This window comes from Actinoplanes sp. NPDC048796 (assembly GCF_040650035.1).
GTDB lineage: Bacteria > Actinomycetota > Actinomycetes > Mycobacteriales > Micromonosporaceae > Actinoplanes.
Window position 1 is genome coordinate 1 of the sequence record NZ_JBEZGO010000001.1, and the last position, 25,335, is coordinate 25,335.

At 71.8% G+C, this 25,335-nt stretch carries 25 protein-coding genes and 1 rRNA gene; 10 read left to right on the plus strand and 16 right to left on the minus strand.

The window, feature by feature from the left end; all coding sequences use genetic code 11:
* Positions 1-269: ribosomal RNA gene (locus AB0C26_RS00005) — 16S ribosomal RNA — on the minus strand; the annotation flags it as partial.
* 469 nt (positions 270-738) lie between these two features.
* On the minus strand, positions 739-1,995 hold the full coding sequence (gene tyrS, locus AB0C26_RS00010) for a tyrosine--tRNA ligase (RefSeq protein WP_360238922.1): 1,257 nt from the start codon (positions 1,993-1,995) through the stop codon (positions 739-741).
* A 77-nt stretch (positions 1,996-2,072) separates the two neighbouring features.
* Here tyrS and AB0C26_RS00015 point away from each other — a divergent pair, with 77 nt between their 5' ends.
* Positions 2,073-2,822: a UDP-galactose-lipid carrier transferase gene (locus AB0C26_RS00015; protein ID WP_360238925.1), complete on the plus strand. Its 750-nt coding sequence runs from the start codon at positions 2,073-2,075 to the stop codon at positions 2,820-2,822.
* Here AB0C26_RS00015 and AB0C26_RS00020 read toward each other — a convergent pair.
* Positions 2,810-3,706, minus strand: a complete 897-nt coding sequence (locus AB0C26_RS00020; RefSeq protein WP_360238928.1) for a LysR family transcriptional regulator — start codon at positions 3,704-3,706, stop codon at positions 2,810-2,812. The genes AB0C26_RS00015 and AB0C26_RS00020 overlap by 13 nt on opposite strands.
* Positions 3,707-3,773: 67 nt before the next feature.
* Here AB0C26_RS00020 and AB0C26_RS00025 point away from each other — a divergent pair, with 67 nt between their 5' ends.
* Entirely contained in the window at positions 3,774-5,144 is a 1,371-nt protein-coding gene (locus tag AB0C26_RS00025) for an MFS transporter (protein WP_360238931.1), read from the plus strand.
* Here AB0C26_RS00025 and AB0C26_RS00030 read toward each other — a convergent pair.
* From AB0C26_RS00030 to AB0C26_RS00040, 3 genes are read right to left on the minus strand one after another with little or no spacing between them, the layout of a single operon-like run.
* Positions 5,126-5,779, minus strand: a complete 654-nt coding sequence (locus AB0C26_RS00030) for a nucleoside monophosphate kinase (protein WP_360238934.1) — start codon at positions 5,777-5,779, stop codon at positions 5,126-5,128. The genes AB0C26_RS00025 and AB0C26_RS00030 overlap by 19 nt on opposite strands.
* 1 nt (position 5,780) lies before the next feature.
* Positions 5,781-6,386 (minus strand): hypothetical protein, encoded by a 606-nt coding sequence (locus tag AB0C26_RS00035; protein WP_360238937.1) that lies wholly within the window; start codon positions 6,384-6,386, stop codon positions 5,781-5,783.
* Between the two features lie 24 nt (positions 6,387-6,410).
* Positions 6,411-6,896: a type II toxin-antitoxin system PemK/MazF family toxin gene (locus AB0C26_RS00040; RefSeq protein WP_360238940.1), complete on the minus strand. Its 486-nt coding sequence runs from the start codon at positions 6,894-6,896 to the stop codon at positions 6,411-6,413.
* Between the two features lie 22 nt (positions 6,897-6,918).
* On the opposite strand from AB0C26_RS00040, the gene AB0C26_RS00045 reads away from it, so the two are divergent.
* On the plus strand, positions 6,919-7,503 hold the full coding sequence (locus tag AB0C26_RS00045) for a nucleotidyltransferase domain-containing protein (RefSeq protein ID WP_360238944.1): 585 nt from the start codon (positions 6,919-6,921) through the stop codon (positions 7,501-7,503).
* Here the strand turns inward: AB0C26_RS00045 and AB0C26_RS00050 are convergent.
* The 3 genes from AB0C26_RS00050 to AB0C26_RS00060 all read right to left on the minus strand — a co-directional run bounded on the left by AB0C26_RS00050 (position 7,500) and on the right by AB0C26_RS00060 (position 9,438).
* Positions 7,500-8,264, minus strand: a complete 765-nt coding sequence (locus tag AB0C26_RS00050; protein WP_360238947.1) for a CAP domain-containing protein — start codon at positions 8,262-8,264, stop codon at positions 7,500-7,502. The two genes, AB0C26_RS00045 and AB0C26_RS00050, sit on opposite strands and share 4 nt — an antisense overlap.
* 102 nt (positions 8,265-8,366) lie before the next feature.
* Positions 8,367-8,570, minus strand: coding sequence for a DUF397 domain-containing protein (locus AB0C26_RS00055; RefSeq protein ID WP_360238950.1), 204 nt, complete (start codon positions 8,568-8,570; stop codon positions 8,367-8,369).
* The gene (locus tag AB0C26_RS00060; RefSeq protein ID WP_360238953.1) at positions 8,563-9,438 is read right to left on the minus strand and encodes a helix-turn-helix transcriptional regulator; all 876 of its coding nucleotides are present in this window, start codon (positions 9,436-9,438) and stop codon (positions 8,563-8,565) included. The genes AB0C26_RS00055 and AB0C26_RS00060 overlap by 8 nt, the downstream gene beginning before the upstream one ends.
* Positions 9,439-9,592: 154 nt before the next feature.
* Here AB0C26_RS00060 and AB0C26_RS00065 point away from each other — a divergent pair, with 154 nt between their 5' ends.
* From AB0C26_RS00065 to AB0C26_RS00080, 4 genes are all read left to right on the plus strand, one after another.
* Positions 9,593-9,823 (plus strand): hypothetical protein, encoded by a 231-nt coding sequence (locus AB0C26_RS00065; protein WP_360238956.1) that lies wholly within the window; start codon positions 9,593-9,595, stop codon positions 9,821-9,823.
* A 13-nt stretch (positions 9,824-9,836) separates the two neighbouring features.
* Positions 9,837-10,631 (plus strand): SAM-dependent methyltransferase, encoded by a 795-nt coding sequence (locus AB0C26_RS00070; RefSeq protein ID WP_360238959.1) that lies wholly within the window; start codon positions 9,837-9,839, stop codon positions 10,629-10,631.
* Positions 10,632-10,743: 112 nt separating this feature from the next.
* On the plus strand, positions 10,744-11,355 hold the full coding sequence (locus tag AB0C26_RS00075; protein ID WP_360238962.1) for a DNA-3-methyladenine glycosylase: 612 nt from the start codon (positions 10,744-10,746) through the stop codon (positions 11,353-11,355).
* Positions 11,352-12,113 carry a dihydrofolate reductase family protein gene (locus tag AB0C26_RS00080; protein WP_360238965.1) on the plus strand — a complete coding sequence of 254 codons (762 nt, stop codon included), beginning with the start codon at positions 11,352-11,354 and terminating at the stop codon, positions 12,111-12,113. Before AB0C26_RS00075 ends, AB0C26_RS00080 begins: the two co-directional genes overlap by 4 nt.
* On the opposite strand, the gene AB0C26_RS00085 is transcribed toward AB0C26_RS00080, so the two are convergent.
* Positions 12,063-12,530 carry a hypothetical protein gene (locus AB0C26_RS00085; protein WP_360238968.1) on the minus strand — a complete coding sequence of 156 codons (468 nt, stop codon included), beginning with the start codon at positions 12,528-12,530 and terminating at the stop codon, positions 12,063-12,065. The genes AB0C26_RS00080 and AB0C26_RS00085 overlap by 51 nt on opposite strands.
* Positions 12,531-12,622: 92 nt before the next feature.
* Between AB0C26_RS00085 and AB0C26_RS00090 the strand changes: the two genes are divergently transcribed.
* A complete protein-coding gene (locus AB0C26_RS00090; protein ID WP_360238971.1) occupies positions 12,623-13,177 on the plus strand; it encodes a hypothetical protein in 555 nt (184 codons plus the stop codon).
* A 60-nt stretch (positions 13,178-13,237) separates the two neighbouring features.
* The gene (locus AB0C26_RS00095; protein WP_360238974.1) at positions 13,238-13,906 is read left to right on the plus strand and encodes an MBL fold metallo-hydrolase; all 669 of its coding nucleotides are present in this window, start codon (positions 13,238-13,240) and stop codon (positions 13,904-13,906) included.
* Positions 13,907-13,908: 2 nt separating this feature from the next.
* Here the strand turns inward: AB0C26_RS00095 and AB0C26_RS00100 are convergent, their stop codons facing one another.
* Both AB0C26_RS00100 and AB0C26_RS00105 read right to left on the minus strand, forming a co-directional pair.
* Positions 13,909-16,605, minus strand: a complete 2,697-nt coding sequence (locus tag AB0C26_RS00100; protein WP_360238976.1) for a LuxR C-terminal-related transcriptional regulator — start codon at positions 16,603-16,605, stop codon at positions 13,909-13,911.
* A complete protein-coding gene (locus tag AB0C26_RS00105; RefSeq protein WP_360238979.1) occupies positions 16,598-19,198 on the minus strand; it encodes a LuxR family transcriptional regulator in 2,601 nt (866 codons plus the stop codon). Before AB0C26_RS00105 ends, AB0C26_RS00100 begins: the two co-directional genes overlap by 8 nt.
* A 150-nt stretch (positions 19,199-19,348) precedes the next feature.
* Here AB0C26_RS00105 and AB0C26_RS00110 point away from each other — a divergent pair, with 150 nt between their 5' ends.
* Positions 19,349-21,589, plus strand: coding sequence for a helix-turn-helix domain-containing protein (locus AB0C26_RS00110; RefSeq protein ID WP_360238982.1), 2,241 nt, complete (start codon positions 19,349-19,351; stop codon positions 21,587-21,589).
* Here the strand turns inward: AB0C26_RS00110 and AB0C26_RS00115 are convergent.
* The 4 genes from AB0C26_RS00115 to AB0C26_RS00130 form a co-directional block, all read right to left on the minus strand.
* Positions 21,586-21,996 (minus strand): MarR family transcriptional regulator, encoded by a 411-nt coding sequence (locus tag AB0C26_RS00115; RefSeq protein ID WP_360238984.1) that lies wholly within the window; start codon positions 21,994-21,996, stop codon positions 21,586-21,588. The two genes, AB0C26_RS00110 and AB0C26_RS00115, sit on opposite strands and share 4 nt — an antisense overlap.
* A gap of 115 nt (positions 21,997-22,111) precedes the next feature.
* Positions 22,112-22,846 carry a hypothetical protein gene (locus AB0C26_RS00120; RefSeq protein ID WP_360238987.1) on the minus strand — a complete coding sequence of 245 codons (735 nt, stop codon included), beginning with the start codon at positions 22,844-22,846 and terminating at the stop codon, positions 22,112-22,114.
* A complete protein-coding gene (locus tag AB0C26_RS00125; RefSeq protein WP_360238990.1) occupies positions 22,843-23,364 on the minus strand; it encodes a SigE family RNA polymerase sigma factor in 522 nt (173 codons plus the stop codon). Before AB0C26_RS00125 ends, AB0C26_RS00120 begins: the two co-directional genes overlap by 4 nt.
* Before the next feature lie 63 nt (positions 23,365-23,427).
* Positions 23,428-25,275, minus strand: coding sequence for an ATP-binding protein (locus AB0C26_RS00130; protein WP_360238993.1), 1,848 nt, complete (start codon positions 25,273-25,275; stop codon positions 23,428-23,430).
* Between the last annotated feature and the right edge of the window lie 60 nt (positions 25,276-25,335).

Consider the following 25,335-nt stretch of genomic DNA (forward strand, 5'->3'; position numbering starts at 1 on the left):
GCCTTGGTAGGCCATCACCCCACCAACAAGCTGATAGGCCGCGAGCCCATCCCAAACCGAAAAACTTTCCACCCTCACACCATGCAGTGAAGAGTCGTATTCGGTATTAGCCCCCGTTTCCGAGGGTTATCCCAAAGTCTGGGGCAGGTTACTCACGTGTTACTCACCCGTTCGCCGCTCGAGTACCCCGAAGGGCCTTTCCGCTCGACTTGCATGTGTTAAGCACGCCGCCAGCGTTCGTCCTGAGCCAGGATCAAACTCTCCAACAAAATCTTTGGAAAAGCGTCCCGGCAACAATAAGTGTTGCCAAAGGAATCTCCCACCGACTCTCCGCAAAGAGAAGCCGGCCGGGGTATTACTTAATTGGCACTGGCTTATCAAGCACCCTGTTGAGTTCTCAAAGAACAACCGCTACCCGGTTAACCACCCCGGGGCACTCGCTCAACTTTACTCTCGCTTTTCCGCTTCGTCAACTCCCGGAAATTTCCCGGTAATCGACCAAACAAATCGCTCGAGCCCCAAGAAATTAGCACGGCTATTCGCCGAGCGAATTTCAGGGGTTCCGTCAGGACGGCCGCTCCGGGCCCCGTGTGGGTCCCGCTCGCTCGCCCGTCTCCCTGGCGGCTTGGAAAACATTACAGGCGTCTGAACCCGGATGCCAAATCGGCCCCCTGCGAGCCCGATCACAGGAGGCCGATCATGGAGAAGCTAAAGGTCAGAGCCGGTTTGCCGAGGGGGTCATCCCTCGTACGAGACCCCCGCGAACGACTTCTTCCCCCGGCGAAGCACGAGGAACCGCCCGTGCAACAGCGAGGAAACGGCCGGCACGGCCTCGCCGTCGGTGATCCGCTCGTTGTTCACGTACGCACCACCCTCGTTGATCGTCCGCCGCGCCTCGTTGGCCGAGGCCACCAGACCCGACTCCTTCAGCAACGTGGTGAAGGACGGCAGCTCACCCCGGAACGTCTGCAACCCCGCCTCGGAGAGCGCCGCCTCCAACGTCGACGGCGCCAGCTCCTCCAGCGACCCCCGCCCGAACAGCGCCTGACTGGCCGCCAGCGCCTGCCGCGCCTCCTCCTCGCCGTGCACGAGGGAGGTGAGCTCCAGAGCGAGCGCTCGCTGGGCCAGGCGCGCCTGCGGTTTCTCGGCCGTCGCCTTTTCCAGCTCCTCGAGCTCTTCACGGCTCTTGAAGCTGAAGTAGCGCAGGTAGTTGTTGACGTCGCGGTCGTCCGAGTTGATCCAGAACTGGTAGAACGCGTACGGCGTGGTCATCTCGGGGTCGAGCCAGACCGCCCCGCCCTCGGTCTTGCCGAACTTGGTGCCGTCGGCCTTCAGAACCAGGGGCGTCACGAACGCGTGCACCGGGCCGGCGCCGCGCCGGCGTACGAAATCGACTCCGGCCGTGATGTTTCCCCACTGATCGGAGCCGCCGAATTGCAGTGCGCAATCGTGGCGGACGTGCAGTTGGTAGAAGTCGTTGGACTGGAGCAGCTGGTACGCGAACTCGGTGAAGCTGATGCCGCTCTCGAGCCTGTTCTTCACGACGTCGCGGGCGAGCATCTTGTTGATGGGGAAATGCTTGCCGACGTCGCGCAGGAATTCGATGACCGAGGTCGGCCCGGTCCAGTCGAGGTTGTTGACCAGGGTCGCCGCGTTGTCACCCTCGTACGTCACGAAGGGCGAGAGCTGCGCGCGGATGCGCTCCACCCAGCCCTGCACGACCTCGGGCGGGTTGAGGGTGCGCTCGCTGGACTCGCGCGGGTCGCCGATCTGGCCGGTGGCCCCGCCGACCAGCAGCAGCGGCCGGTGGCCGGCCTGCTGGAGCCGGCGCGCGGTCATGACCTGCATGAGGTGACCGACGTGCAGGGACGCGGCGGTGGGGTCGAAGCCCACATAGAACGTGATGGACCCGCCGGTCAGTGCTGCGGCCAGGGCGGCCGGGTCGGTCGAGTCCTGTATCAGTCCACGCCACGTCAGGTCGTCTACGAGAGTCACCTCGGCATTGTCCCTCACTCGGCGGGCGCGATCACACTGGGTTTCCTCGGCGGAGCGGCACGGGTAGAACACAAGGAATGAGTCGCCTGGGTAGCGGTGCGCCGCCGATCGAGATCTCCAAGAAGAAGGCTGTGGCCCGGCTGGAGGAGGCGCAGCAGCGCCTGTTGCGGCTGCGCCTGATCCTGGGCGGCCAGATCGGCGAGAAGCGGATCGGGCCGCCGCTGACCTGTGTCTTCGAGGGGTGGGACGCGTCCGGTAAGGGCGGCGCCATCAAGCGGCTCGTCGCTCCGCTCGACCCCCGGTTCGTGCGGGTCTCGCAGTTCGCCGCGCCGACGTACGACGAGAAGCGCCACCATTTCCTCTGGCGTTTCTGGCCGAAGCTGCCGGGCTGGGGCGGCATGGCGGTCTTCGACCGGTCCTGGTACGGCCGGGTGCTGGTCGAGCGGGTCGAGGGTTTCGCCACCAAGGAGCAGTGGAAACGGGCGTACAACGAAATCGTGGAATTCGAACGGACCCTGACCGCCGAGGGCATGATCATGGTCAAGTTCTGGATGCACGTGTCGGCCGACGAGCAGGCGCGCCGGTTCGAGGACCGGGCGAACGATCCGTTGCGGCAGTGGAAGCTGACCGATGAGGACTGGCGCAACCGCGAGAAGCGTCCCGCCTACGAGGCCGCGATCGGCGAAATGCTCGAGCGCTGCGATCCGACGTGGGCCCCCTGGCACGTCATTCAGGGCGACGACAAGCATTACGCCCGGTTCGCCGTGGTCGAGACGGTGTGTGAGGCCATCGAGGCCGAGCTCACCAAGCGTGGTCACAAGTTCTGATCAAAGGTTTCCCGTACGCGGTCACGCAGCCACCCATGTGCCCCGTCCGCGTCGTAGCGCTGGTGCCAGGACATGCTGATCTCGATCGACGGCAGTTCCATCGGCGGATCGAGTGCGACCAGTCCCAGCGCCGCGACGGTGGGCCCGCCGAGCCGCCACGGCATGAGGCCCACCAGGTCGGTGCCGGCGACCACGAACATGGCGGCGGAGAACGTGGGCACGGCCATGGCCACCGTGCGGCGCAGCCCGTGCGCGCCCAGGTCGTCGTCGATCGGCCCGGTGAGGTGGCCCCGGCGTGACGCGCTGACGTGCTGGGCCGCCGCGAACCGCTCCCGGGTCAGCGGGCCCGCGGCGAGCGGGTGCCCGGGCCGGACGACGGCCACCACGTGGTCGGTGAGCAGCGGTTCGACCCGGATCTCGGGGAGCGTACGGTCGGCCACCCCGATGTCCAGGTCGGCGACGCCGTCCCGCAGCTCGAACCCCTCGGTTCCGGATCCCTCGGCCAGGAACCGCAGCGCCACCTTCGGCGCCTCCGCCCGCACGCGGGCCAGCAGCGCGGGGCCGACCGAGATCGCCACGTCCGAGGCGAGCAGCGTGAACGTGCGCTCCAGCGACGACGGGTCGGGCGCTCCGGGCGGGGTGAAGACGGCCTGGGCCCGTTCGACGAGCGCGTGCACCTCCGTACGGATGGCCTGGGCTCTCGGGGTGGGAACCATCGACCGGCCGGAGCGCACCAGGATCGGGTCGCCGGTGGCGGCCCGGATCCGCCCGAGCGCGCGGCTGGTCGCCGGCTCGCTGAGATGAAGCCGACGGGCGGCCCCGCCGACGCTGCCCTCCTCGAGCAGCGCGTCCAGCGCGACCAGCAGGTTCAGATCGAACTGCATCAGACGCAACTCTCTCTTGTGAAGCTTGCATTTGACGTTAGATTAGGCGCTTCCTAGCGTCGAATCCATGGTCAAGAACAAGACTCTGCTGCTCATGTGCGCGGCCGCGGTGACGTTGCAGGCGCTGGTCGCCGGGATCAACCTGGCGCTGCCGCAGCTCGCCGCGAGCGATCTGCACCCCTCCGGCGGTCAGCTGGTGTGGATCGTCGACACGTACGTCATCGTCTTCGCCGCGCTGCTGATCCCGGCCGGCGCGCTCGGCGACCGCTTCGGGCGCAAGGGGGTGCTGATCGCCGGCCTGGTGCTGTTCGCGGTGGCGAACACGGTCAGCGCGCTCGCCCCGAACGTGGCCGTGCTCGAGACCGGCCGCGCCCTGGCCGGCGTCGCGGCCGCGCTCGCGCAACCGGCCACCCTCGCCCTGCTCGTCAACGCGACCGAGCCGCGGCGCCGCCCGCAGGCGATCGCCGTCTGGACCGCGGCCATGGGGATGGGCGGCATGGCCGGCAACCTGGTCGCCGGGGTGGTGCTGCGGTGGGCCGGCTGGAGCTGGCTCTTCGCGCTCTTCGTGCCGGTGGCGCTGCTGCTGGCGGCCGGGGTCGCCGCCTTCGTGCCCAGGGCGCCGCGACACCACGCGAGCCTCGACCCGGTCGGTACCGCGCTGCTCACCGGCGGGGTGTTAGCACTGCTCTTCGGCATCATCGAGGGGCCCGGGCGCGGGTGGGGCGACGTGGCCGTGCTGGGCGGGTTCGGCCTCGGGCTGCTTCTGATCACGGTCTTCATCGCGTACGCCGCAAGGGCCTCCGACCCTCTGCTCGACCCGCGGGTGTTCCGGATTCCGACGGTTCGGGCGGGCGCCCTCGGGGTGGGGTTCGGGTTCCTGGTGCTCTTCGGGCTGTTCTACGTCAACGCGCAGTTCCTGCAGGACGTGAAGGGCTACTCGGTGCTGGTGACCGGGTTGGCGATCGCGCCGCTGGCGGTCGGCATGGGCCTGGTGACGCGGCGGGCGGTGCCGCTGGCCGAGAGGTTCGGCGCGCGGTGGATCGTCGGGGCCGGCCTCGGGATGATCGCGCTCGGGCTCGGGGCGCTGTCAACGGCGACGGCTTCGACGCCGTACGGAATCTACGCGCTCTACCTGCTGGTGACGGCGGCCGGCATGGGTCTGTGCACGCCGGCGCTCACCCACGGCATCATGACCGGGCTCCCGCACGCCCGGGCCGGCCTCGGCGCGGGCGTCAACTCGTCGGCCCGGGAGATCGGCGCCGCGCTCGGGGTGGCGATCATCGGCACGGTGCTCAACTCGCACCACGCGCTGCGGTCCACGGCCGACTTCACGGCCGGCATGCACTTCGGGTATCGCCTGCTGGCGGGCGGTCTGGTGATCGCCGCGGCGGCCGTCGTGGCCATGTGGCGCCCGGCGCCTCAGCTCGCCGCCTTGTAGTCGGGCAGCCCCAGCGCATCGCGGATCCGCTGCTGCACCTCGTCGGCCGACGGGCTCGCGTCGATGTCGTGGACGAACTCCTTGCGCCGGAACAGCTCGAGGACCGGCCGGGTCTTCTCGTTGTAGTCGCGCAGGCGGGCGTCGAGGGCCTCGGGCGTGTCGTCGGCGCGGGTGATCAGCTCGTGGCCGCAGATGTCGCACCGGCCCTCGACCTGGGGCCGGTCGGCGATCAGGTTGTAGTCCATGCCGCAGTTCGGGCACAGCCGGCGGCTGAGCACCCGGCGGCGGACCTCGTCCTCGGCCAGCTCGAGATGGATCACCCCGTCGATGTCGAAGCTCTCCATGAAGAACTCGGCCTGCCGGCCGTTGCGCGGGAAGCCGTCGATGACGAAGCCGTAGTTCCAGTCGTGCCCGTCCAGGCGCTCGCGCACGATCTTCTCGACCAGGTCGTCGCCGACCAGGTCGCCCGCGTTCATCGTGCGCCGCACCTGGGCGCCGATCTTGGTGTGGTTCTTGACGTGCCAGCGGAAGATGTCACCGACCGCGATGTGCACGAGGTCGAGGTCGTCGCAGAGCAGCTGCGACTGGGTGCCCTTGCCGCTGCCCTGCACTCCCATGATCACGTACTTGCGCATGTCAGCCCTCTCCGTCGGCGGCGCCGATTCGCAGCGGTCCCGGCGCGGGCCGCCCGGTCAGCGTGGTGGGGTCGATGCTCCAGGCACGGGCGACCGAAAGCACGTCCTTCTCCCCCACCAGGACGGTCGTGTCCTCGGTCAGCTCGCCGGGCAGGCCGGCCTCGCGCTCGGCCGGGTCGGGATCGCCGTGCCAGGAGGTGACCTCGCCGGTCTGCCCCACATACCCGAAAGCGCGGATCAGCTCACCCTCGGCGGCGCGCTGCCACCGGTGCAGCTCGGTGACCCGGTGGGTGGCGAAGAACTGCACCTCGGTACCGAGCTCGGCCGAGAGGGCGATGACGTCGACCGGAGTGCCGGGGCGGATCAGCCAGCGGCCGGCCACCAGCACCCACGCGGTGTCGCGGGCGCCCGGCAGCGGCGGCGTCACGGCGACCCGGTCGTCGGTCAGGTGGGCCAGGTCGATGCCGTCGCGCCACGGCACCGAGCCGAGGTCGCGCAGGCCGAGCGCGTCGATGACCCGGCCCGGGTCACGGTCGGCGCCCGGCTCGCTGCGGACGGCCAGCCATGCCTGCTTGCCGCCGAAACCGACCATTACGTCCTTCTGCATGGCGTCAACGCTATCCGGCTCGCCTCAGCGCCACCCGTAGTCCTGGCGCAGCTTCGCCGCGACCCGGTCGAAACGGGTGCGGTCGAGCACGGCGCCCTCGCGGCGGATGCCGTCGTGGTCGACCTCGATCACCCGATCGAGGCGGATCCAGCTCGGCCGGTTCTCCTTGTCCCACGAGCCGGCGCCCAGGCCCATCCAGTTGCGCTGACCGTCACGGTCGCTCTGGGAGGAGAGCATCAGTCCGAGGACGGTACGGCCGGAGCGCCCGACCACGAGCACGGGGCGGTCCTTGCCCTGGGCGGGGTCGTCCTCGTACGGCACCCAGGTCCACACGACCTCACCGGGGTCGGCGTCGCCGTCGAGGTTCGGCGAGTACTCGACGTGCCGGCCGCGCTCGTGGGTGGGAACGTGCCGCACCGGTTTCGGCTGCGGCTGCGGGGCGCGCGGCGCCGGCGCCGGGGTCGCCTTGCCGGTGATCCGGCGGAGAAGGGTCTTGAGAATCTTGGCCACGGCTGCACTTTAGGCTGCCGCTATGACACCGGACATCGAAGCCTGGCAGTCGTGGCACCCGTCGCTGGTCGCCGAGCGGCTGGCCGGCGTCGAAACCCCCTGGTACGTGGCCGGCGGCTGGGCGATCGACCTGCACCTGGGCGGGCAGCTCCGCGAGCACGAGGACACCGAGATCGCCGTGCCGGAGAGCCGGTTCGCCGAGATCGCCGGGCGCTTCCCCGAGCTGGCTTTCTACGCCCCGGCCGGGGCGGGCGTGCTCGTGCCGGCCACGCCGCGGGCGCTGGCCGAGCACCACCAGACCTGGGCACTCGACCCGAGCGAGGACGTGTGGCGGCTGGACGTGTTCCGGGAGCCGCACGACGGCGACATCTGGATCTCCCGTCGCCACGAGAGCCTGCGCCGCCCGTACGGCGAAATCATCCGCCGGACCCCGGACGGCATCCCCTACCTGAGCCCCGACGTGACCCTGCTCTTCAAGGCCAAGCACGCGCGCGAGAAGGACCAGCAGGACTATCTCGCCGCCGCCCCGCATCTGACCGCCGCGGAGCGGGACTGGCTCGACCGGGCGCTCGACCTCGTGCACCCCGGCCACGCCTGGCGGTCCTAACCCACGAAGTCCTGGGTCATCCAGGTGATGCCCTTGCTGTCACGGACGATGCTCAGGCCGATGCGCTTGAAACCGGTGCTGAGCAGGTTCTTGCGGTGGCCGTCGTTCGGCGGGGTCTCGGCCAGCATGCTGTCGGTGAGGCCGTTGGCCGCGTTCACCTTCGCCGAGTCGCTGGAGCCGCTCGAGCCGAAGCCGATGTTCTCGCCGGCCGAGGACCACTTGACGCCCTGCGCGCTGAACCGGGTGCCGATGCCGCCCTCGCCCGAGCACTGGTGGGAGAGGCCACAGCCGTCGATCATCAGCTGGTTGTGGAGGGCGGCGGCCTTGGACAGGTCCTCGTCGAGGGTGAGGGCGGACAGGCCCTCGTCCTCGCGGGCGGCGTTGATGTGCGCCAGCACCTGCTCGACGACCGACCCGCTGGTCCGGGGCGCCGTCGTCGCCGGGGCCGCCTGCGCCGTCTTCTTCACCCTGGTCCGGCTCGGGGTGGGCTTCGGCGTCGCCTTCGGCTTCGGCTTCGCGCTCGGTGACTTCGAGGGGGACGGCTTCGGGGCCGGCGCGGTGGTCGCCGGCGTGGTGGCGGGCGGGGGCGTGGTCGTCTCGGCCGTGGCCGGCGGCGGCGCCAGGGGCTGTTCGGCGGCGCTGGGCGCTGTCGTCTCGGCTTCGGCGCCCCGGGACAGGCCCACGAACGTGAAGCCCGAGCCGATCACGACAGAGGTGACTCCGGCCACCAGCGTGTAGCGGACGCGGGCAGCAGCATTCATCGAGATCACCTTCGGGACGGGGGACGGCCAACCCCACTATGGGGTCGTCCACCCAGGGCGTCCCGTCGGCTAACGAATGCTTAAGGATCGGCACACGCAGATCTAAAGGTCGAACTCCCCGTCGCGGACGCCGCCGAGGAAAGCGACCCACTCGGCGTGCGTGAAGATCAGAGCCGCGCCCTCGCGGTCCTTGGTGTCGCGGACCGCGACGATCCCCGGCAGGTTGACCGCGACCTCGACGCAGTCGCCACCGTTGCCGCCGCTGCGTGTGCTCTTGTGCCAGACGGCACCGGTCAGGTCAGTCATCGCTCTCCTTGATGATCGTCGCGATGAGATCGTCGGACTCGGCCTGCCCCAGAGCAACCGACTCCAGTTCCCCCCAGATCGATTCATATGTCTGTACTTCCGCGAGCTTATCCAGATAGAGAGCGCCGGTGAGGTTCTCGCAATAGATCGTTGTCGGCTCCGGCGAGGCGGTGCCGACAGCCGGGAACTCCAGGATCGTGAACTGCCCGGAGCTGGCCGCCTTGTGCGGGCCGGCGGCGAACGGGATGACCCGCACGCTGACGTTGGGCCGGGTCGAGACGTTCACCAGATGGGCGAGTTGCCGCTGCATACCGAGGGTGTCGGGGACCGATCGGCGCAGCACGCCCTCGTCGATCAGCACCTCCAGATCGGGGGCGCCGGGCCGGGTGCGGGTCAGCAGCGACTGGCGTTCCAGGCGCATGCCGACCGCGTTCCGCACGGCCGGCTCGTCGTCGCCGATCCACTTCCGGAAGATCCAGTCGGCGTACTCGGCGGTCTGCAGGAGGCCCGGAATCACGCTGGGCGCGAAGGAACGCAGACGGCTCGCGGCCTGCTCCATGCCGACATAGAGCTCGAACCACGCCGGCACGACGTCGCCGTACGCGTGCCACCAGCCCTTGGCCTTGGACTCGTGGGCGAGGCCGATGAGCACCTCGGTCATCCGGGGCGTGGCCCGGTAGACGCCGCACATCGCGATGACGTCGTGCTTGCGGACGGCCACCTCGCCCTTCTCGATGCGATACATCCGGGCCCGGGAGAACTCCAGCTCCTCGGCGGCGCCCATCAGGGACACACCGGCCTGCTCGCGGAGCTGTTTCAGCAGGCGGCCGACCTGGCGCCGCGGAACCGTCGAACCCGTCTCGGTCATCGATCACTCTCTTTCGGTGTTCCGTTCGAGACAGTTCGACCGCCTCGAGCGAGACAGCGAGAATCCATTCGCGGGAATCTCGCCGGGAACCGTTGAGCAATCAGCGTAAGCCATCGAGACTGCTCTCTGTAAGAGATCGAACGCGGGGAGTAGCGTGACGGAACACCTCGGCTCGCGGCCGGCCTGGGAATGCGTGGTCTGCGGGCAGCACTGGCCGTGCGCCTCGGCCAAAGTGGAGCTCGCCGAGGAGTACCGAGGTCAGCAGCCGGCACTGGTGTTCTTCCTCGGCTCGTGCATGCTGTCGGCCATCGACGACTGCGCGGCCGGAGGCTCGCCGGCGCCCGCCGACCTGTACGAGAGGTTCCTCGGATGGGCGTCCACATGATCCAATGAGGACCGTGACCGACAAGTTCGACACCGGAGTCCCCCACCCGGCGCGGCGCTACAACTACTGGCTGGGCGGCAAGGACAACTTCGCCGCCGACCGTGAGTCCGGCGACCTGCTCGCGAAGTCCTACCCGGCCGCGCGGATCGCGGCCCGGGCCAACCGGGCGTTTCTGGGCCGGGCCGTACGCTACGTCGCCGCCGACGCCGGCGTGCGGCAGTTCCTCGACATCGGCACCGGCCTGCCCACGGCCGGCAACACGCACGAGGTCGCGCAGCGCGTCGCGCCGGACTCCAAGATCGTGTACGTCGACAACGACCCGATGGTGATGGCCCACGCGAGGGCGCTGCTGACCAGCACCCCGGACGGGGAGACCCGCTACCTCGAGGAGGACCTGCGCCACCCGGCGACGATCCTCGAGCAGGCGGCCCAGGTGCTCGACCTCAGCCGGCCGGTGGGGCTCATCCTGGTCGCGGTGGTGCACTTCCTGCCCTCGCAGGAGGAGTCGCCGGCGATCGTGCGGACGCTGCTGGACTCGCTCGCGCCGGGCAGCCACCTGATCGCCACGATGGCGACTACCGACCTGCTCACCCCCGCCCTCAAAGAGGCGTGGGACGAGTCGCTGCGGACGGGACGCTCGGACGTCCACCCCCGTACGAAAGACGAGTTCGCGGCCCATTTCGCCGGCCTGTCGCTCGTCGCGCCCGGCATCGCGCCGGTGGCGGACTGGCGGCCCGACCCCTCGGCCGACGAACACCCGAGCCCGGTCGAGGCCTCCATCTTCGGAGCAGTAGGCCGGAAGAACTGACCAGGCGCTGCGCGACCCCCGGGCGTGGGCACGCCCTCGAGCGCGACCTGCCGTTGCAGCAGGCCGGGATCGGGGCGTATAGCCGCATGATCCCGTGTGATTGGCTGGACCGGTGACTGTTTCGTGGCTGGACCTGCCGGCGAACGAGGTGGACGAGGCGGCTCGGCTGCTGCTGGGATGGCGGCTGACCGCCAACGGGGTGACCGTGCGGCTCACCGAGGTGGAGGCGTACAGCGGGCTGGGCGAGGACCCGGCCAGCCACGCCCACCGGGGGATGACGGCCCGCAACGAGGTGATGTTCGGCCCGGCCGGCCACCTGTACGTCTATCAGATCTACGGCATGCACTTCTGCGCCAACATCGTCTGCGGCGAGGAAGGCCGGCCGGCGGCGGTCCTGCTCCGGGCCGGATCGGTCGTCTCGGGCCTCCCGGTCGCCCGTTCCCGCCGGCCGGCGACCCGGCGCGACAGCGATCTGGCCGCCGGCCCGGCCAAGCTGATGCAGGTGCTGGCCCTGAACCGCTCCGCCAACGGCACGTCGGTGATCGACGGAACCGGGCCGTTGACCGTCTCTCCCCCCGACTCGACGGACTTCGCGGTCGCGGCGGGTCCCCGCGTGGGCGTCACCTCGGCCCATGACGTTCCCTGGCGCTTCTGGATCGAGGACGACCCCTCGGTCAGCGCCTACCGCCGCCACACGCCCCGCCGGGGAAGGACCTCCGCATGACCGCGCCCCGCCCCCGTGTCGTGGTCTCGGCGCAGATGTCGCTCGACGGGCGGATCACGCTGCGCCGTGACCATCTGCTGATGACCTCGCCGCGGATCTGGGCGTCGTTGCGCCCGCCCGGCGCCGACGCGGTGGAGGCCGCGCGTACGGCTCAGCTGGCGCTTCAGCAACCCACGGCCGTGCTCGAGGGAAGCGGGTCGCTGGTGCCCTCCACGGCCGGGCCGCTGTTCGGCGCGTCGCCGGCCTCGCCCGCGTTGTACGAGGACTTCGTCATTCCGGCCGCCAAATGGTTCACCGTGGTGGACAGGCGGGGACGGGTCCGCTGGACGATGACGGAGAACGACGGCTACCACCTGCTCGTTCTCGTCTCCCCCACCACACCGGCGGGCTACCTGTCCTATCTGCGCGAGGAGAAGATCTCGTATCTCGTCGGCGAGGACCTTCGCGAAGCTCTGGAGAAGATGCGGTCGCGTCTCGGCGTCTCGTGCGTCGTGTCGAACGCCGGCGGCGGGGTGAACGGGGCGCTGCTGCGGGCCGGGCTGGTCGACGAGGTCCAGGTGGTCATCTATCCGGCGCTGATCGGGGGCGCGGGCACGCCGACCCTGTTCGACGGTGATCCGCTGGCCCCGGGCGAGATGCCGGCGTCACTGCGGTTGCTGGCCACGCACGCCACCGCGGACGGCACGGTCTGGCTGCGCTACGAGGTCCTACAGGTGGATGAGGATCTGCCGTACGGGGTGGCCGAGGAGGATGGCTAGCTCGGCCAGCTCGTCGTCGGCGAACCGGGCGTCGTCGCGGGCCGGGTTGAGGACGGCGATCTCGAAGCGGGCGAAGCCGCACGGCCAGTCGAAGATCAGGGTGTCGAGCTGGAGCTCCGCGGTACAGCAGGGCACGACGACGGCGAGATCGTCGAACTCGTGCTCGGACTCCTCGGAGAGCTCGGCCCACCACTCCAGCGGGATGTCGGCGCCGCAGCGCGGGCAGGTGATCCGCGAAAGGTTCTCGCCGGCGTCGACGGCGGTGATCCGGTCGTAGAACTCGGTGGTGATCTCCTGACCGGAGCCGTCCGGGTCGAGGAAGACGCTGCGTACGTAATCCTCGGCGCGCTCGGCCGCCTCGCCCTCCGGCTGCCAGGTGGGGTCGGTGGGGATCACGCACGCATACGAATCGCTCATCTCGCGCCAGATCATACGACCGTTCCGGTCGCGGCGGACGGTCCGGCGGAAACCACCGCGCGTGAGGTCCGGGGCGGCTAGCGTCCGGACTGATGGTTCCCCAGCGGTGGTTGATCGTGTGCGGCGCGATGTGCTCCGCCGGCCTGCTCTGGTCGGCCGTGCTCATCGCAGGCCTGCTGGCCGGCGTACGCCTTCTCCCGACACCGGCCGCGGTGGGCGTGGCGGCGGCCATGGCGGTGCCCGGGGTGATCGCGGGAGTGATCGGCAACCGCTGGTATTACCGGACCACCCGACCGCGCCGTGCCTGGAGCCTGACGGCGTGGGTGCCGCCGCACGTGCCGCACTGGGCGAGCATGCTGGCCGGGGTGATGTTCTTCGCCTTCTGGCTGGCGGTGGTGCTGGCTTTCGCCGGCCTGAACGGCGACACCGAGATTCGCGACGGCCAGTACGTCCTGAACGACAACGGCCGCCTGACGGTCGTGAACGAGTCGGACTACGAGCGCCAGCGGGACCTGGAACAGCAGATCTCGCTGGGCATCCTGGGCGCCCTGGCCGTGGGCGGCACCTTCATGACGGGCGCGGTGCTGACGCATCACGCCGCCCCCGTGCCGACGGAGACCCAGTCCGCCGGTCAGCCCCTCGCCTGACCCTTTCTCCTCTATACACAGCAAGACTGTACAGTTGCGCTGTACCTGAGGAGGCACCGAATGAAGCTCACGAAGTACGACCACGCCTGCGTCACCCTCACCGAGGACGGCCGCACGGTCCTTCTCGACCCGGGAACCTTCACCCCCGACGCACCCCGCCTGATCACCGAGGCCGACGCGGTGCTGATCACCCACGAGCACTTCGACCACTTCGACGACGGCATCGTGCTGGCCGCCATGCGGAACCGTCCCGGCCTGCACGTCTACGGCCCGGCGGCGGTCACCGCCAAACTGGCCGAGCAGACCCCGCCCGAGGCCGCCGGCGACCTGAGCGAGCGCCTGATCACCGTCCGCCCGGGCGACAGCTTCGAGGCGGCCGGCTTCGCGGTCACCGCCCACGGCGGCGAACACGCCCTGATCCACCGCGACATCCCGCAGGTCGGCAACGTCGGCTACCTCATCGACGGCTCGGTCTACCACCCCGGCGACGCCTACTTCGCCCCCGGCGTCCCCGTGCCCACCCTGCTCCTGCCGACCAGCGGCCCCTGGACCAAGTTCGGCGAGGCGGCCGATTTCGTACGGTCGGTACGCCCCGACCGCGTCATCCAGATCCACGAGCTCATGCTCAGCGAACTCGGGCAGAACTCCGCCGCCATGCTCCTGGGCGAGAACGGCCTGACCGGCCTCCCCCTGCACCGCCTCACACCCGGCGACAGTCTCGACGCCTGAGCTCACCGCGGGAGCGCGTCTCCCAACTGTCCTCGGCCGCTGACGCCGAGCTTGGGATAGACGCTGCGCAGGTGGGCGGCCACTGTGCGAACCGAGATGAACAGCCGTTCGGCGATCTCCTTGTTCCGCAGACCGCGAGCCGCCAGCTCGGCCACCTGCCGTTCCTGCGCGGTGAGCGGGCCCTCGCCCCCGCTTCTCTGCCCGCCCGCACGCAGCTCACGGCCGGCCAGTTCGGCGGCGTGGACCGCACCGAGCCGATGGAAGGCGTCCTCGGCCCGGGACAACACGGTCCTGGCGTCGCGCGGGCGACGGGCCCGGCGGAGCCATTCGCCGTAGTGCAGCCAGGCGACGGCCCGCTCGTACGGCCATTCGCCGGCGGCCGGATCGCCGGTCGCCCGCCGGAAATGCTCCTCGGCCCGTTCGCCGTAGCCCAGCAGGGCCTCGGCAAGGTCCAGCAACAGCGTCAGCCGGACACTCGGCCGATCTCCGGCGCCCAGCCGGACCCGGTCGACGATGACGCGGGCATCGGCCGCCCGGCCACTCCGGACCGCCGCGGCCGCCAGATCGGCGACGTGCCGCGGCGCCAGGAAGGAATGCAGGGGGCGGCCCTTGCCGTCGAACATCGACCGCAGGTGGCGGTAGGCGTTCTCGTAGTCGCCGTCGATCGTGGACGCGAGGCTTTCCGCGCGCAGCAGGCGGACGTGAATGGCCCGGTGCTGCCGGATGTCGATCCGGGTCACCGTCTGCCGGGCCAGGCGACGGGCCCGCGCGGCGTCGCCCCGCAGCGCGTGCACCTGGGCTCGCAGAGCAGCCATGCCGGCGGCCAGCACGGGCAGCCCAGCCCCGTCGACCGCTTGCGCCTGCCGCTCGGCCTCCGCCCAGTCCCCGACGTCGATCAGCGCACCGACGAGGGTCGGCATCATCTCGATGCCGGTCAGGGACGAGCGCGGGTCGGGCTCACCGCCCATCGACGACCGCAGCAGGCCGACCGCGAGCCGGGAGCGATTCTCGTACGCGGCGATCGTGCCGACGATGTTGAGGCGGTACCGGTCGGCCGGGGTGAGCACGGCATCACCGGCCGGGACGGGGGTGGCGTCGCAGACCGCGCGGCCGGCGTGCGACGCCGGCTCCAGGACCAGCCGGACGAAGGCGGCCACCAGCGGGTCGGCGTCCGGGGCGGTCTCGGCCAGCATCGGCGCGAGACCGAGCCGGTGCTCCTCGTCCCCGGACGTGGCGGCGACGACAGCGGCCAGCCCGGCCAGCGCCGACGCGGTCCGCGGATCGGCCGGCGAACCGGCCCGGCGGGCGGCGGCCACCATCCCATACGCCTCGTGCTGACGTCCGGCCCGGGACAGCGCGGTGGCCGCCGCGTGCGCCGCCAGGTTGACCGGGTCCGGGTCGCTGGTGAGGCGCCGCACCTGGGCGTACAGCTCGCCGGTCCATTCGGGCTCCCCCAGGTTCCGGGCGTCCAGGGCCGCCTGCGCATAGCGCCGGGCGGCGGAGGGGAAAGCGGGCGACCGCTCGGCCGCCTGTTCCATGGCCGTCGCGGCCTCGAACAGCGCGCCGCGGGCCCGGAAGACGGCGGCGGCCGACTCCAGCGCCGATGCGATCGGCTCGTCGGGGCCGGAGGTCACGGCGGCGAGGTGAAGTGCGTACTCCGCGGAGGCGGGCGGCAGCTTCGCGGCCAGATTGTGATGCGCCTGGTGGCGCTGGTGGACGGAGCCGCTGCGATACGCCGCCTCGGCCGCGAGCGGATGAGCGAAGCGGGCGACCGCTCCGGTCCGGGACACCAGGCCCGCCCGCTCGGCGGGCGGCCAGGTCTCATCTCCGGCGGCCGCGGCGACTCTTTCCGGATCGGCCGGCGGGACGGCGACGGCAAGATGCAGCAGCAGCCGGCGGGTGGGTTCAGGCAGCGCCGCCAGCTTCGAGCCGAACTCGGTCTGCAGGATGCGGGCCGCGGGCAGACCGGCGCAGAGCTCGACCAGGGCGGCCGGGTTGCCGGCGGCCCGGTGCAGGATCTCGGCCCGGCGCCGCCCGAGGGGCGGGTCGGCCTGAGCCTCGACCAGGCGTACGGCGCTCTCGCGGTCGAGCGGCCCCAGCTCGACGACGGGAAGTCCGGCCAGCGCGGCCGGGATCCGTCCTCCGCACCCGGCGGCGACCAGTGCGCGGGCCGCCCCGCCGAGCTCGGCCAGCAGGGCCGCCTCGTCCGGGGCGAGACGGTCCACGTCGTCCGCGATGATCAGCACCGGCCGGCGCCGGTCGATCGCGGCCACCACCGCGCACAGCGCGGAACGCATCGAGACGTCCCCGCCCGTCGGCGGCGCGGCGGCCGGCGCCTGATCCGTGTGCAGACCGAGGGCGGCTCGGGCGGCTCGCGCGGCCGGGCCGGGAAGGCCCGGCAAATCGTGGCGCAGGGCCAGGAGCAGCCGCCGGATCAGGGCCGGCGCGCCGACCAGCGGACCGGCCTGCGGATCGGGCGGCGGACCGGCCTGCGGATCGGGCGGGACGTGCACTTGGACGATGCGGTGGCCGTCCCTTCGGGCCTGTCCGGCCGCCGCGTCGAGGAGCCGGGACTTGCCGATCCCCCGCTCGCCGGTGAAAAGCACGGCGCCGCCGCCGCTCAGGCACTCCGCGAGCCGGTCCTGTTCGCGTTCGCGGCCGATCAGACCCGGGCCGGGGACGCCGAGGATGTCAGGCATCGCGCCGGCCGCCGAGCAGGACGCGCAGCTGGTTGCGGTTGCTCACGCGCAGCTGCGGATAGATGCCGTACAGGTGGGAGCCGACCGTGCGCGGGGACAGGGCGAGACGCCGGCCGATCTCCCGGTTGGTCATTCCGCCGGCGGCCAGCCGGGCGATCGCCTGCTTCTGCGCGGTCAGCGCGGCGAACGCGCGCGCCGGGTCGGAGCGCTCGTCGTCCTGGGGCAGATATTTGAGCGCCTGCTCGGCGTGCGGGTTCGCCCCCAGCCGCCGGAACGTCTCGAGCGCGGGCGGCAGATGCCGGCGGGCCTCGACCGGCCGCCGTCGCCGTCGTAGCCACACCGCGAAGTTGAGTTGTGCCTCGGCATACTCCAACGGCCATTGCGCCGCCAGGTCCGGATCGCTCAGCGCGTCGCGGAAGTGCCCGGCGGCTGCTTCGGTGTCGTCGAGCAGAGCCTCGGAGTGGGCCAGCAGCATCGCCAGACGCGCGGTGACGTTCTCGCCGGCCCGTTGGCGGCAGGCTCGCAGGATCCGCCGCGCCTGCGCGCGCCGCACCCCGCCGGTGGCGGACAGCGCCAACTGGGGAAGCGAGCGCGGGCCGAGGAAATAGTGGATCGGCCCGCCGTCCGAACCGAACATCGCACGGAAGTGCCCGTACGCCGTCTCGTAGTCGCCCGCCGTCAGAGCGATCGTCCCGAACGCCCGCCGCCGGAGGCTCTCGGTGAAGGCGTCGCCGGTCGGCCACGGCCGGACCCGCACCGGGGCGGCACCGCCGTGCCGTAGCGCGTCCAACGTGGAACGCAGGGCTGGCAGCGCGTTCAGCAGCAGGGTCATGTCGCCCACGGCGGCCACGCCGTCGGCTTGTTCGAGCGCCTCGTCGGCCTCGGCCCACCGGCCGCTGTCGATCATCGCGAGGATCATCACGGGGACCCGGGCGGCCAGCGCACCCGGCGCCCCGTAGGCGCGGAAGCCCTGCCAGAGCGCGGACAGCTCGGCGGCGGCACGCGCTGAGTCGTCCCGCAGCCAGGCGACCGTGCTGGTGCCCATCAGCCGCGCGTGTTCGGCGATCGCGGAGAGCGGAGCGGGGTCGTCGTCGTGTCCTGGGCCGCCGAGGCCGGCGACGGCGAGCACGGAGGCCCGGGTGGCGGGGTTCGCCGATCCGGGAATCATGGCCTCGCCGAGCTCGCCGCCGGTGCCGTCGACGACCAGATCGAGCAGGGCGGGCAGCTGCTCGCGGTGCGCGGCCACGCCGGAGAGCATCGCCGCGTTGGCCGCCGCGGCCACCGCGACCATGGCCACCTGCCCGTCGCCGGGCCGGCCGAGCACCGCCGCCCGGAGCAGCTCGAACGCCTCGGTCAGCCGGCCCAGGTGAATCATCGCGATCCCGGCACCGACACTGGCGGCACCGAGGACGTCCGGGTCGCTGGTCAGCGCGGCCACCGCCCGATAGAGCTCGATCGCCCAGGCCGGCTCGCCCGAGCGGTAAGCGGCGACGACGGCTTTGGCGTAGCGCCGCGCCGCGTCGGCGGGAGCGGGGCTGCGCTCCGCCGCTGTCCGCATCGCCTGCGCCTCGGCCACGAAGTCGGCCCGCCGGCCGAGGTGGTCGGCGTTCTCCTCGATCGCCGCGGCCGCCGGTTCGTCCGGCCGGTCGGCGGCCAGGGCGCGATGCAGCGCCCGATGGTACGGATCGTCGGTGCGGGCGGCGAGGTCGTGGTGGGCCCGCCGTACCTCCGCCTCGCCCGCCGCCTCGGTGCAGGCCTCCCGGATCAGCGGATGCCGGAAGCTGACCCGCCCGTCGACCACGCTGATCAGGCCGATGTCCTCGGCCGGTTGCCAGTCACGCAGGTCAGCGGCGCCCGCGCCGGCCCGGTTGAGCACGGCGAGAGGCTCGGTGTCCGCGGCGACCGCCGCACACAGCAACAGCCGGCGGGTGGCGTGCGGAAGGCCGTCGAGCCGCTGCCGGAACTCCACCGGCGCCCGGGTGGAGAGCAGAGCCAGCGGGTTGCCGGCCGCTCGGCGCAGGGCCACGCTGCGGGGTGCGCCCGCCTCGAGGCCGGCCCGGCTGGTGAGCAACCGGGCCGCGGCCCGGCTCTCCAGGGGCCCCACCGGATATCGATTGATCTCGGCGCCGAGCCCCGGTGGCCCCTCATCGCCGCGGGCGGCCAGCAGCACGCCGACGGGGCTGGTTCCGGCGTGCCGCAGTACCTCGGTCAACAGGCGCATCGTCGCGGGGTCGCACCGGCCGGCGCGGTCGATCAGCAGGAGCGCCGGCCGCCGTGCGGTGAGCCGGTCGAGGCCGAGCAGCAGCGCCGTGAGCAGCGCCGGATCGAGCCTTTGGCCGGTGGCGAGCCAGGCCCGCGCCGCCGGGTCGAGGCGCGGGGTGCACAGCGCGCGGAGCAACGCCCACGGCAGCGGGCGGCCCGGATGGAGGGCGAAAACCCGGAAGCCACGCGCCCGGGCCAGCGACGCGGCCGCGCCGAGCAGCGCGGACTTGCCGATGCCGGCTTCGCCGAGCAGCACGAGCGATCGCGGCCCGGTCGTCGACGATTCGACGAAGGCGCCGAGGTGGGCGAGCTCGCGCTCACGTCCGGCCAACGTTGGTGACCCCATGCGATCCCCTCCGGCACGACGCTGTGGTACGGGCACGTCATTCGATCAACCGGGCCGATCTCCCCGCCACGAAGAAAGGATGAAGAAACGAACCGTGAGAGGGTGGACCCTTCGCGTGAGCTGGGGAGATGGCATATGGCAGACGATGGTGCCTCGTTCGGGACGCTGCTGCGCCGGCTGCGCGTCACCGCCGGGCTCACCCTGGACCAACTGGCCGAGGCGTCAGGGGTCACCGGCCGGGCGATCAGCGACATGGAACGCGGCGTCAGCCGCCGCCCTCGGGTCAGCACGGTGCAGTTGATCGCGGACGGGCTTCGGCTCGATCCCGATCAGCGGGCCGCTCTGGCCGCGGCGGCCCGGGCTCCGCGGCCCCCGGCGGTCGTGGGAGGGCTTCCGCTGCCTCGGGCGGCGCTCGACTTCACCGGTCGAGACGACGACCTCGCCCGCATCGCGGGCTGGGCCGAGCTGACGCCGGCGCTGGTGGTGATCTCCGGCGCCCCGGGTATCGGCAAGACCTCTCTCGCGGTACAGGCCGCTCAGGCGTGGACGGCCGAGGAGCGGCTCTTCGTCGACCTGCGTGGCCTGGACACCCGGCCTCTCACACCGGACGCGGTGCTCGGCCGGCTGATCCGCGCGGTCAGCCCGGCGCAGCGGGCGGTTCCGCGCAAGACCGAGGAGGCGGCGGCGCTGTGGCACTCCCTGGTCCGCGAACGGCGGCTCGTCGTCGTGCTGGACAACGCCGTGGACGAGGACCAGGTGCGCCCGGTGATTCCGCCGAACGGCCCGGTCGTCGTGCTGGTGACCAGCCGGCGGCGGTTGAGCGGCCTCGTGGGCGTCCACCGGGTGCGCTTGGACGCGCTGCCCGATCCGGACGCGCTGACGTTGCTCACGCGCATCCTCGATGAGGACAGCCCGCCGGAGGGCCTGCGCCGCATCGCCGAGCTGTGTGTCAACGTCCCCCTCGCGCTGCGGATCGCCGGCAACAGGCTGGCCAGCCGGCCCGGATGGACGCCGGAGGACCTCATCGTCCGGCTCGCCGCGCAAGAACGGCGACTCGACGCGCTGACCGCCGGCGATCTGCGGATCGAGGCCGCCTTCACGCTGTCGTACGAGCAGCTGTCCGGGATCGCGCGCCGGCTGTTCCGGCGGCTGGCCCTGGTGGCCGGCCCGTCGACCGGTACGGAACTGGCCGGCGTGCTGGTGGGCGAGCCGGCGCCGGTGACCGAGACGGCGCTCGACGAGTTGGTGGAGCTCAGTCTGCTCCAGCTGCGGCCGGACGGGCGCTTCGAGTTCCACGACCTGCTGCGGTTGTACGCCCGCGTCCAGTTGGGCCGGGAGGAGAGCGCCGCCGAGCGGGAGCGCCTGACGCGCCGCCGGGACGTCTGGCTGCTGGACACCGCCACGATGGCCGGCCGGTTCTTCGAACCCGAATTCCACGCCACCCGGCCGGATGCCGCCGTGGCGGCCGGGCTGACCACCGAGGCGCGGGCCGGTGACTGGCTGCGCGCCGAGGCCGAGAACTGGTTGCCCGCGCTCCGGCAGGCCGCGGAGGACGGCGATGACCGGCGGGTGGTCGACGTCGCCGAGTCACTGCACTGGTTCTCCGACGGCTGGGCGTCGTGGCCGCAATGGGAGGACGTCTTCACGCTCTCCAGCCGGGCCGCGGAGCGACTGGATGACGACGCTCTGCGCGCCGTTCACCTCGGATATCTGGCCTGGGTCCACATCGTCTGCCTGAGACAGCCGGAGCAGGCGATCGAGCCGGCCCGGCGGGCGCTGGAGTGCGCCGTGCGGTCCGGCGACCGGAGACAGATCGCGTGGGCCGAGTACTACGCCGCATGGGCGTCGCACGAGGCGCGGCAGTGGTCCGCATCGCTGGAGCACGCCCGGGCCGCGGTCGCCGGTTTCCGCGCCACCGGCGACCGGGAGGGCTTGCCCAACGGGTTGACCCTGTGCGCGATGGCGGTCCGCGGCATGGGCTCGGCCGACGACGCCGTTCCGCTCTTCGAGGACGTCATCGAGGCGGTGACAGACCCGGCCACCGCCCCGTCCCCGCGCATCGCGCTGTACATCGTCGCAGGCGTCCGGGGCTTCCTGACGGAGATCGAGGTGGAGGCCGAGCGCTGGCCGGCGGCGCTGCGGCGGGCCGGCGACTCGATCGCGGCCGCCGAGCGACTGGAGCAGCCGCACGATGCTCTGCTGACGGCACGGGTGGACCGGGCGCTCGTGCACGCGCGGCTCGGCGAGACGGCGTCCGGACGGGCCGACCTCGAGGCGGCGCGAGAGCTGCTGGCCGAGTTGGGCGCCGAGGCCCCGCGGCTCGGCCCGGTGCGGGCCCGGATGGCCGAGTTGGAACGGCAGCTGGGCCCGGGCTAGACCCGGAGCTTGCCCAGGATCTCGGGGATCCGGCGCACTACCTCGCGCTCCTGTTCGTTGAGGTCGTCACGGAGGGCCCGGGTGATGCCGTCGGCCCGGTGGCGGCGCTCGTCCGCCAGGGCCGCGCGGCCGGCTGCGGAGATCTCCACGGCGAGCTGGCGCTTGTCGGCCTCGTGCGGGCTCAGCGTGACGTGGCCCCGGTCGTGCAGCAGGTGGACGGTGCGGGTCATGGACTGGTGCCGGACCTGGTCACGACGGGCGAGATCGGCGATGGAGAGCGGCCCCTCCCGGTCGAGGTGCCCGAGAACGGCGGCCTGGCCCGGCGGCATGCGATCGCCGGCGCGGGCCCGTCGCACGAAGTCGCCGATCGCGGCCCGGAGCGCTTCCGCGAGCTCGCTGTCCTCCATGAGCCGAGTCTACAGCGAGCCTGTAGAAGTGATGTCGGGTGCGGCCGGCGCCGGCGCCGGGGCCGGCTGGCGCTGGCCGCGTCCAACCTGGGCGACTCGGCGGCGTGAACCCGGCTCATCCGCCGGCGTGCTGTGGGGTGCCCTTGCTGTCGTACGCGGTCAGATCGGTCAGGGTGGCCGGAGGCCGCCCTTCGGCGAAGTCGAACCAGAAGATCTGTGCCTCGTCCGTGGCGGCGAAGCCGCTCCAGGGCGCCCGTTTCGCTTCGACGGTCCGGCCGGTGGCGGTGTCGCGGGCGGTGATCCGGGCGGCGTCGCCGACGTAGTAGCCGAAAGTCGGAGTGGTATGGCCGTCGAGCAGCCGGCCGGCGGTGATCGCGTGGAAGCCGGGTGCCATCCGATCGGTTTGCGCGTCGCTGCTGACGATCTCGCGGCGGAAGTCGTCGATCGTGCCGGTCCGGGTGCGCCCCAGCACCAGGGTGAGCGTCTCGTCGAGTCGGTCCGGGTCGGCCGTCTCGACGTAGAGGATCCATCGCCGGCCCTCGCTCTGGCGGCCGGTCTCGACGATCGGGCCGAGCACGCCGGCGGCCGGGGAACCACCGGAGGGACCGTCGGCTGACGGCGCCGATCGGCCGGCCGCCGGCCGGGAGCCGGCCGGACCGCCGAGGCCGGCCAGCTGGCTGCCGCCGATCAGCAGAGCCGCCACCGTCAGCGCGGACGCGCCACCGACGGCGAACCGGCGCCGGCGCCGCATCCGCCCACCGGCGGCCATCACCCGCTCCAGGTCCACAGGGGCGGCCCGGAAATCCGGTGGCGAGTGCATCGCGTCCTTCAGGTCCTGCAGCGTCGTCACAGCCCTACCCCTGCTTCCGTCTCGGTGCGCAGCGGCGGCACGAGGCCGGCCGTGATGCGCAGTTTCGCCAGGGCGCGCGAGTTGAGGCTTTTCACGGTGCCCGCCGGCAGGCCGAGTTCGCGGGCCACCTCCGCCTCGCTGGCGTCGAAGAAGTGCCGGAGCACGATCACCGCCCGTTCCCGCGGTGACAACGCCCGCAGAGCGCCGATCAGCCAGCGCCGTTTCGACACCACGTCGGCCACGTCCTCGGACGCCGGCGGTTCCGGCATGGTCTCGGTCGCGTACTCCCGCATCGGCCGGCGCCACTGGTCGGTGACCAGGTTGGTGAGCACCACACGGGCGTACGCGTAAGGGTCCTTGCGGCGGACCCGCCCCCAGGCCGCGTACACCCGGACCAGGGTGGCCTGGGCCGCCTCCTCGGCCTGGTGCTGGTCGCCGGTGAGCAGGTACGCCGCACGTTGCAGCCGTGAGGAACTCGCCTGGGCGAACGCGATGAAGTCGTCGTCACCGCGGGCCATCTGACGCCTCTCGTCGTTTCATGAGCACCAAGACGAGCGAACCCTACGTTCGGTTGCGCCTTTTCAGTCGCGGTGCCGGGGCAGGCGGACCGTCACCTTCGTCCCGGCCGCCTCCTGGGAGGCCAGGGTGATCGAGCCGTGGTGGCGTTCGACCACCACGCGGCACAGGGCCAGGCCCAGGCCGGCGCCCGGGATGCCGGTGTGCCGGGCGTTGCCGCCGCGGTAGAGGCGGCGGAACAGGCGGGCCTGTTCGCTCGGGGCCACGCCGACGCCCTGGTCGGCCACGGTCATGACGGCCGCTTCGCCGTGTTCGTCGGTGAGGGTGATGGCCACCGTGGAGTCGGTGCCGCTGAATTTCACCGCGTTGCCGAGCAGGGCGTCGACCACCTGGCGCAGGCGGTCGCGGTCGCCGGGGACGGTCAGCTCGGCCGGCATCGTGGTCTCGATCGTGATCCGCCGTTCACCGGCGGCGGACGAGATGGCGACGATCGCGGCCGCCACCACCTCGACCAGGTCGACCGGGACGATGGTGAGCTGGGCGTGCCCGGACTCCAGGGCGGCCAGGTCGAGCAGCTTCTCGACCAGGTCGCGCAGGCGCACGTTGTTGCGCTGCACCACGTCGAGCATCTCGCGGACCTCGCCCATCGGCGTCTCGTCGGGCGATTCGGCGATCAGGTCGACGTAGGCGCCGATCGAGGTCAGCGGGGTGCGCAGCTCGTGGCCGACCAGCGCGATGTACTCGTCGGTGGCGGCGGCCAGGTGCAGGGCCAGCACCTCGGCCCGGCGCTGCTCCAGGAAGGCGCCGATCAGCCCGGCCACGCCGGTCAGCAGCACGGCCAGGGCCGGGTCGGGCTCCTGCCGGGTGTGCGTGAAGAAGCTCAGCACCCCGATCACCCGGTCGCCGCTGCGCACGGGCACCGCGCCGCCGGCCTGGAAGGCGCTTTCCGAGGCCACGTACGGAAGGACCGGTGAGTCGTGGGCGTGGATGTCCGGGATCCACAGCGGCTCCATCGTGGCCCAGCACGATCCGGCCAGGCCGGAGCCGCGGGACATGCTGGCCGGAGTGGGCAGCGAGCGCTCCCCCGGCGCGGTGTAGTTGCCGGCCGGGCGCAGCACGTCGGTGACCTCGTCGACCAGCCAGAGCCGGACGTACGGCCAGCCGAGCGTCGAACCGATGGCGTGCAGGATGCGGTCGGTGGCGTCGAGGGCGTGGGTGTGGTCGGCCAGCACGCGCAGGACCTCGGTCTCGCACTGCTGGTACTCGCGGGAGCGGTGCTCGTACGTGCGGTCGTGGAAGGTGGCCACGGCCCCGGTGATCGTGCCGTCCGCCGTGGTGACGGGGGTGGCGTTCACGGCGTACCACCGGTCCCGGCCGATCACCTCGACATCGCGGAGCTTCTCCCCGGCGAGAGCTCGGGACAGGATTTCGCCGTACGCCTCGGGGACGGCCAGGTTGGTCGCGGTGATCCGCCCGGTCGCGTCGCAGATGATCACTCCGGCGTCGAGCGTGTCGAGCAGCGCCTGGACGGTCACGTCGACCGCATTGTCCAACTTCTCGAGGACCAGACCCAGCCTCTGGGTCAATTCCGGCACGCTGAACGGCTTGCCGATCACGTCGAGCGCGCCGGTGCCGGCCAGGCGCTGATCGCCGGGCAGCAGATAGGCGGTGATCAGCACCACCGGTGTCGCGGCCAGCTCCGGATCCTCGCGCAGCGCGCGGCACAGCTCCAGCCCGTCCATCTCCGGCATGTCGACGTCGGCCACCAGCAGGACCGGCCGGTGCGCGGCGACCGCCTCCAGCCCGGCCCGGCCGTCCCCGGCCACCACCACCTCATGACCGAGACGGCGGATGACCTGCGCGATCACCCTCTGGTGATCAAGATTGTCCTCGGCCACGACAACAAGCGACACAAGTGACCACGCTAGGCACGCGGTGGTCAGGAAAGGGGTGATACTGCACTCTTCTCCCCC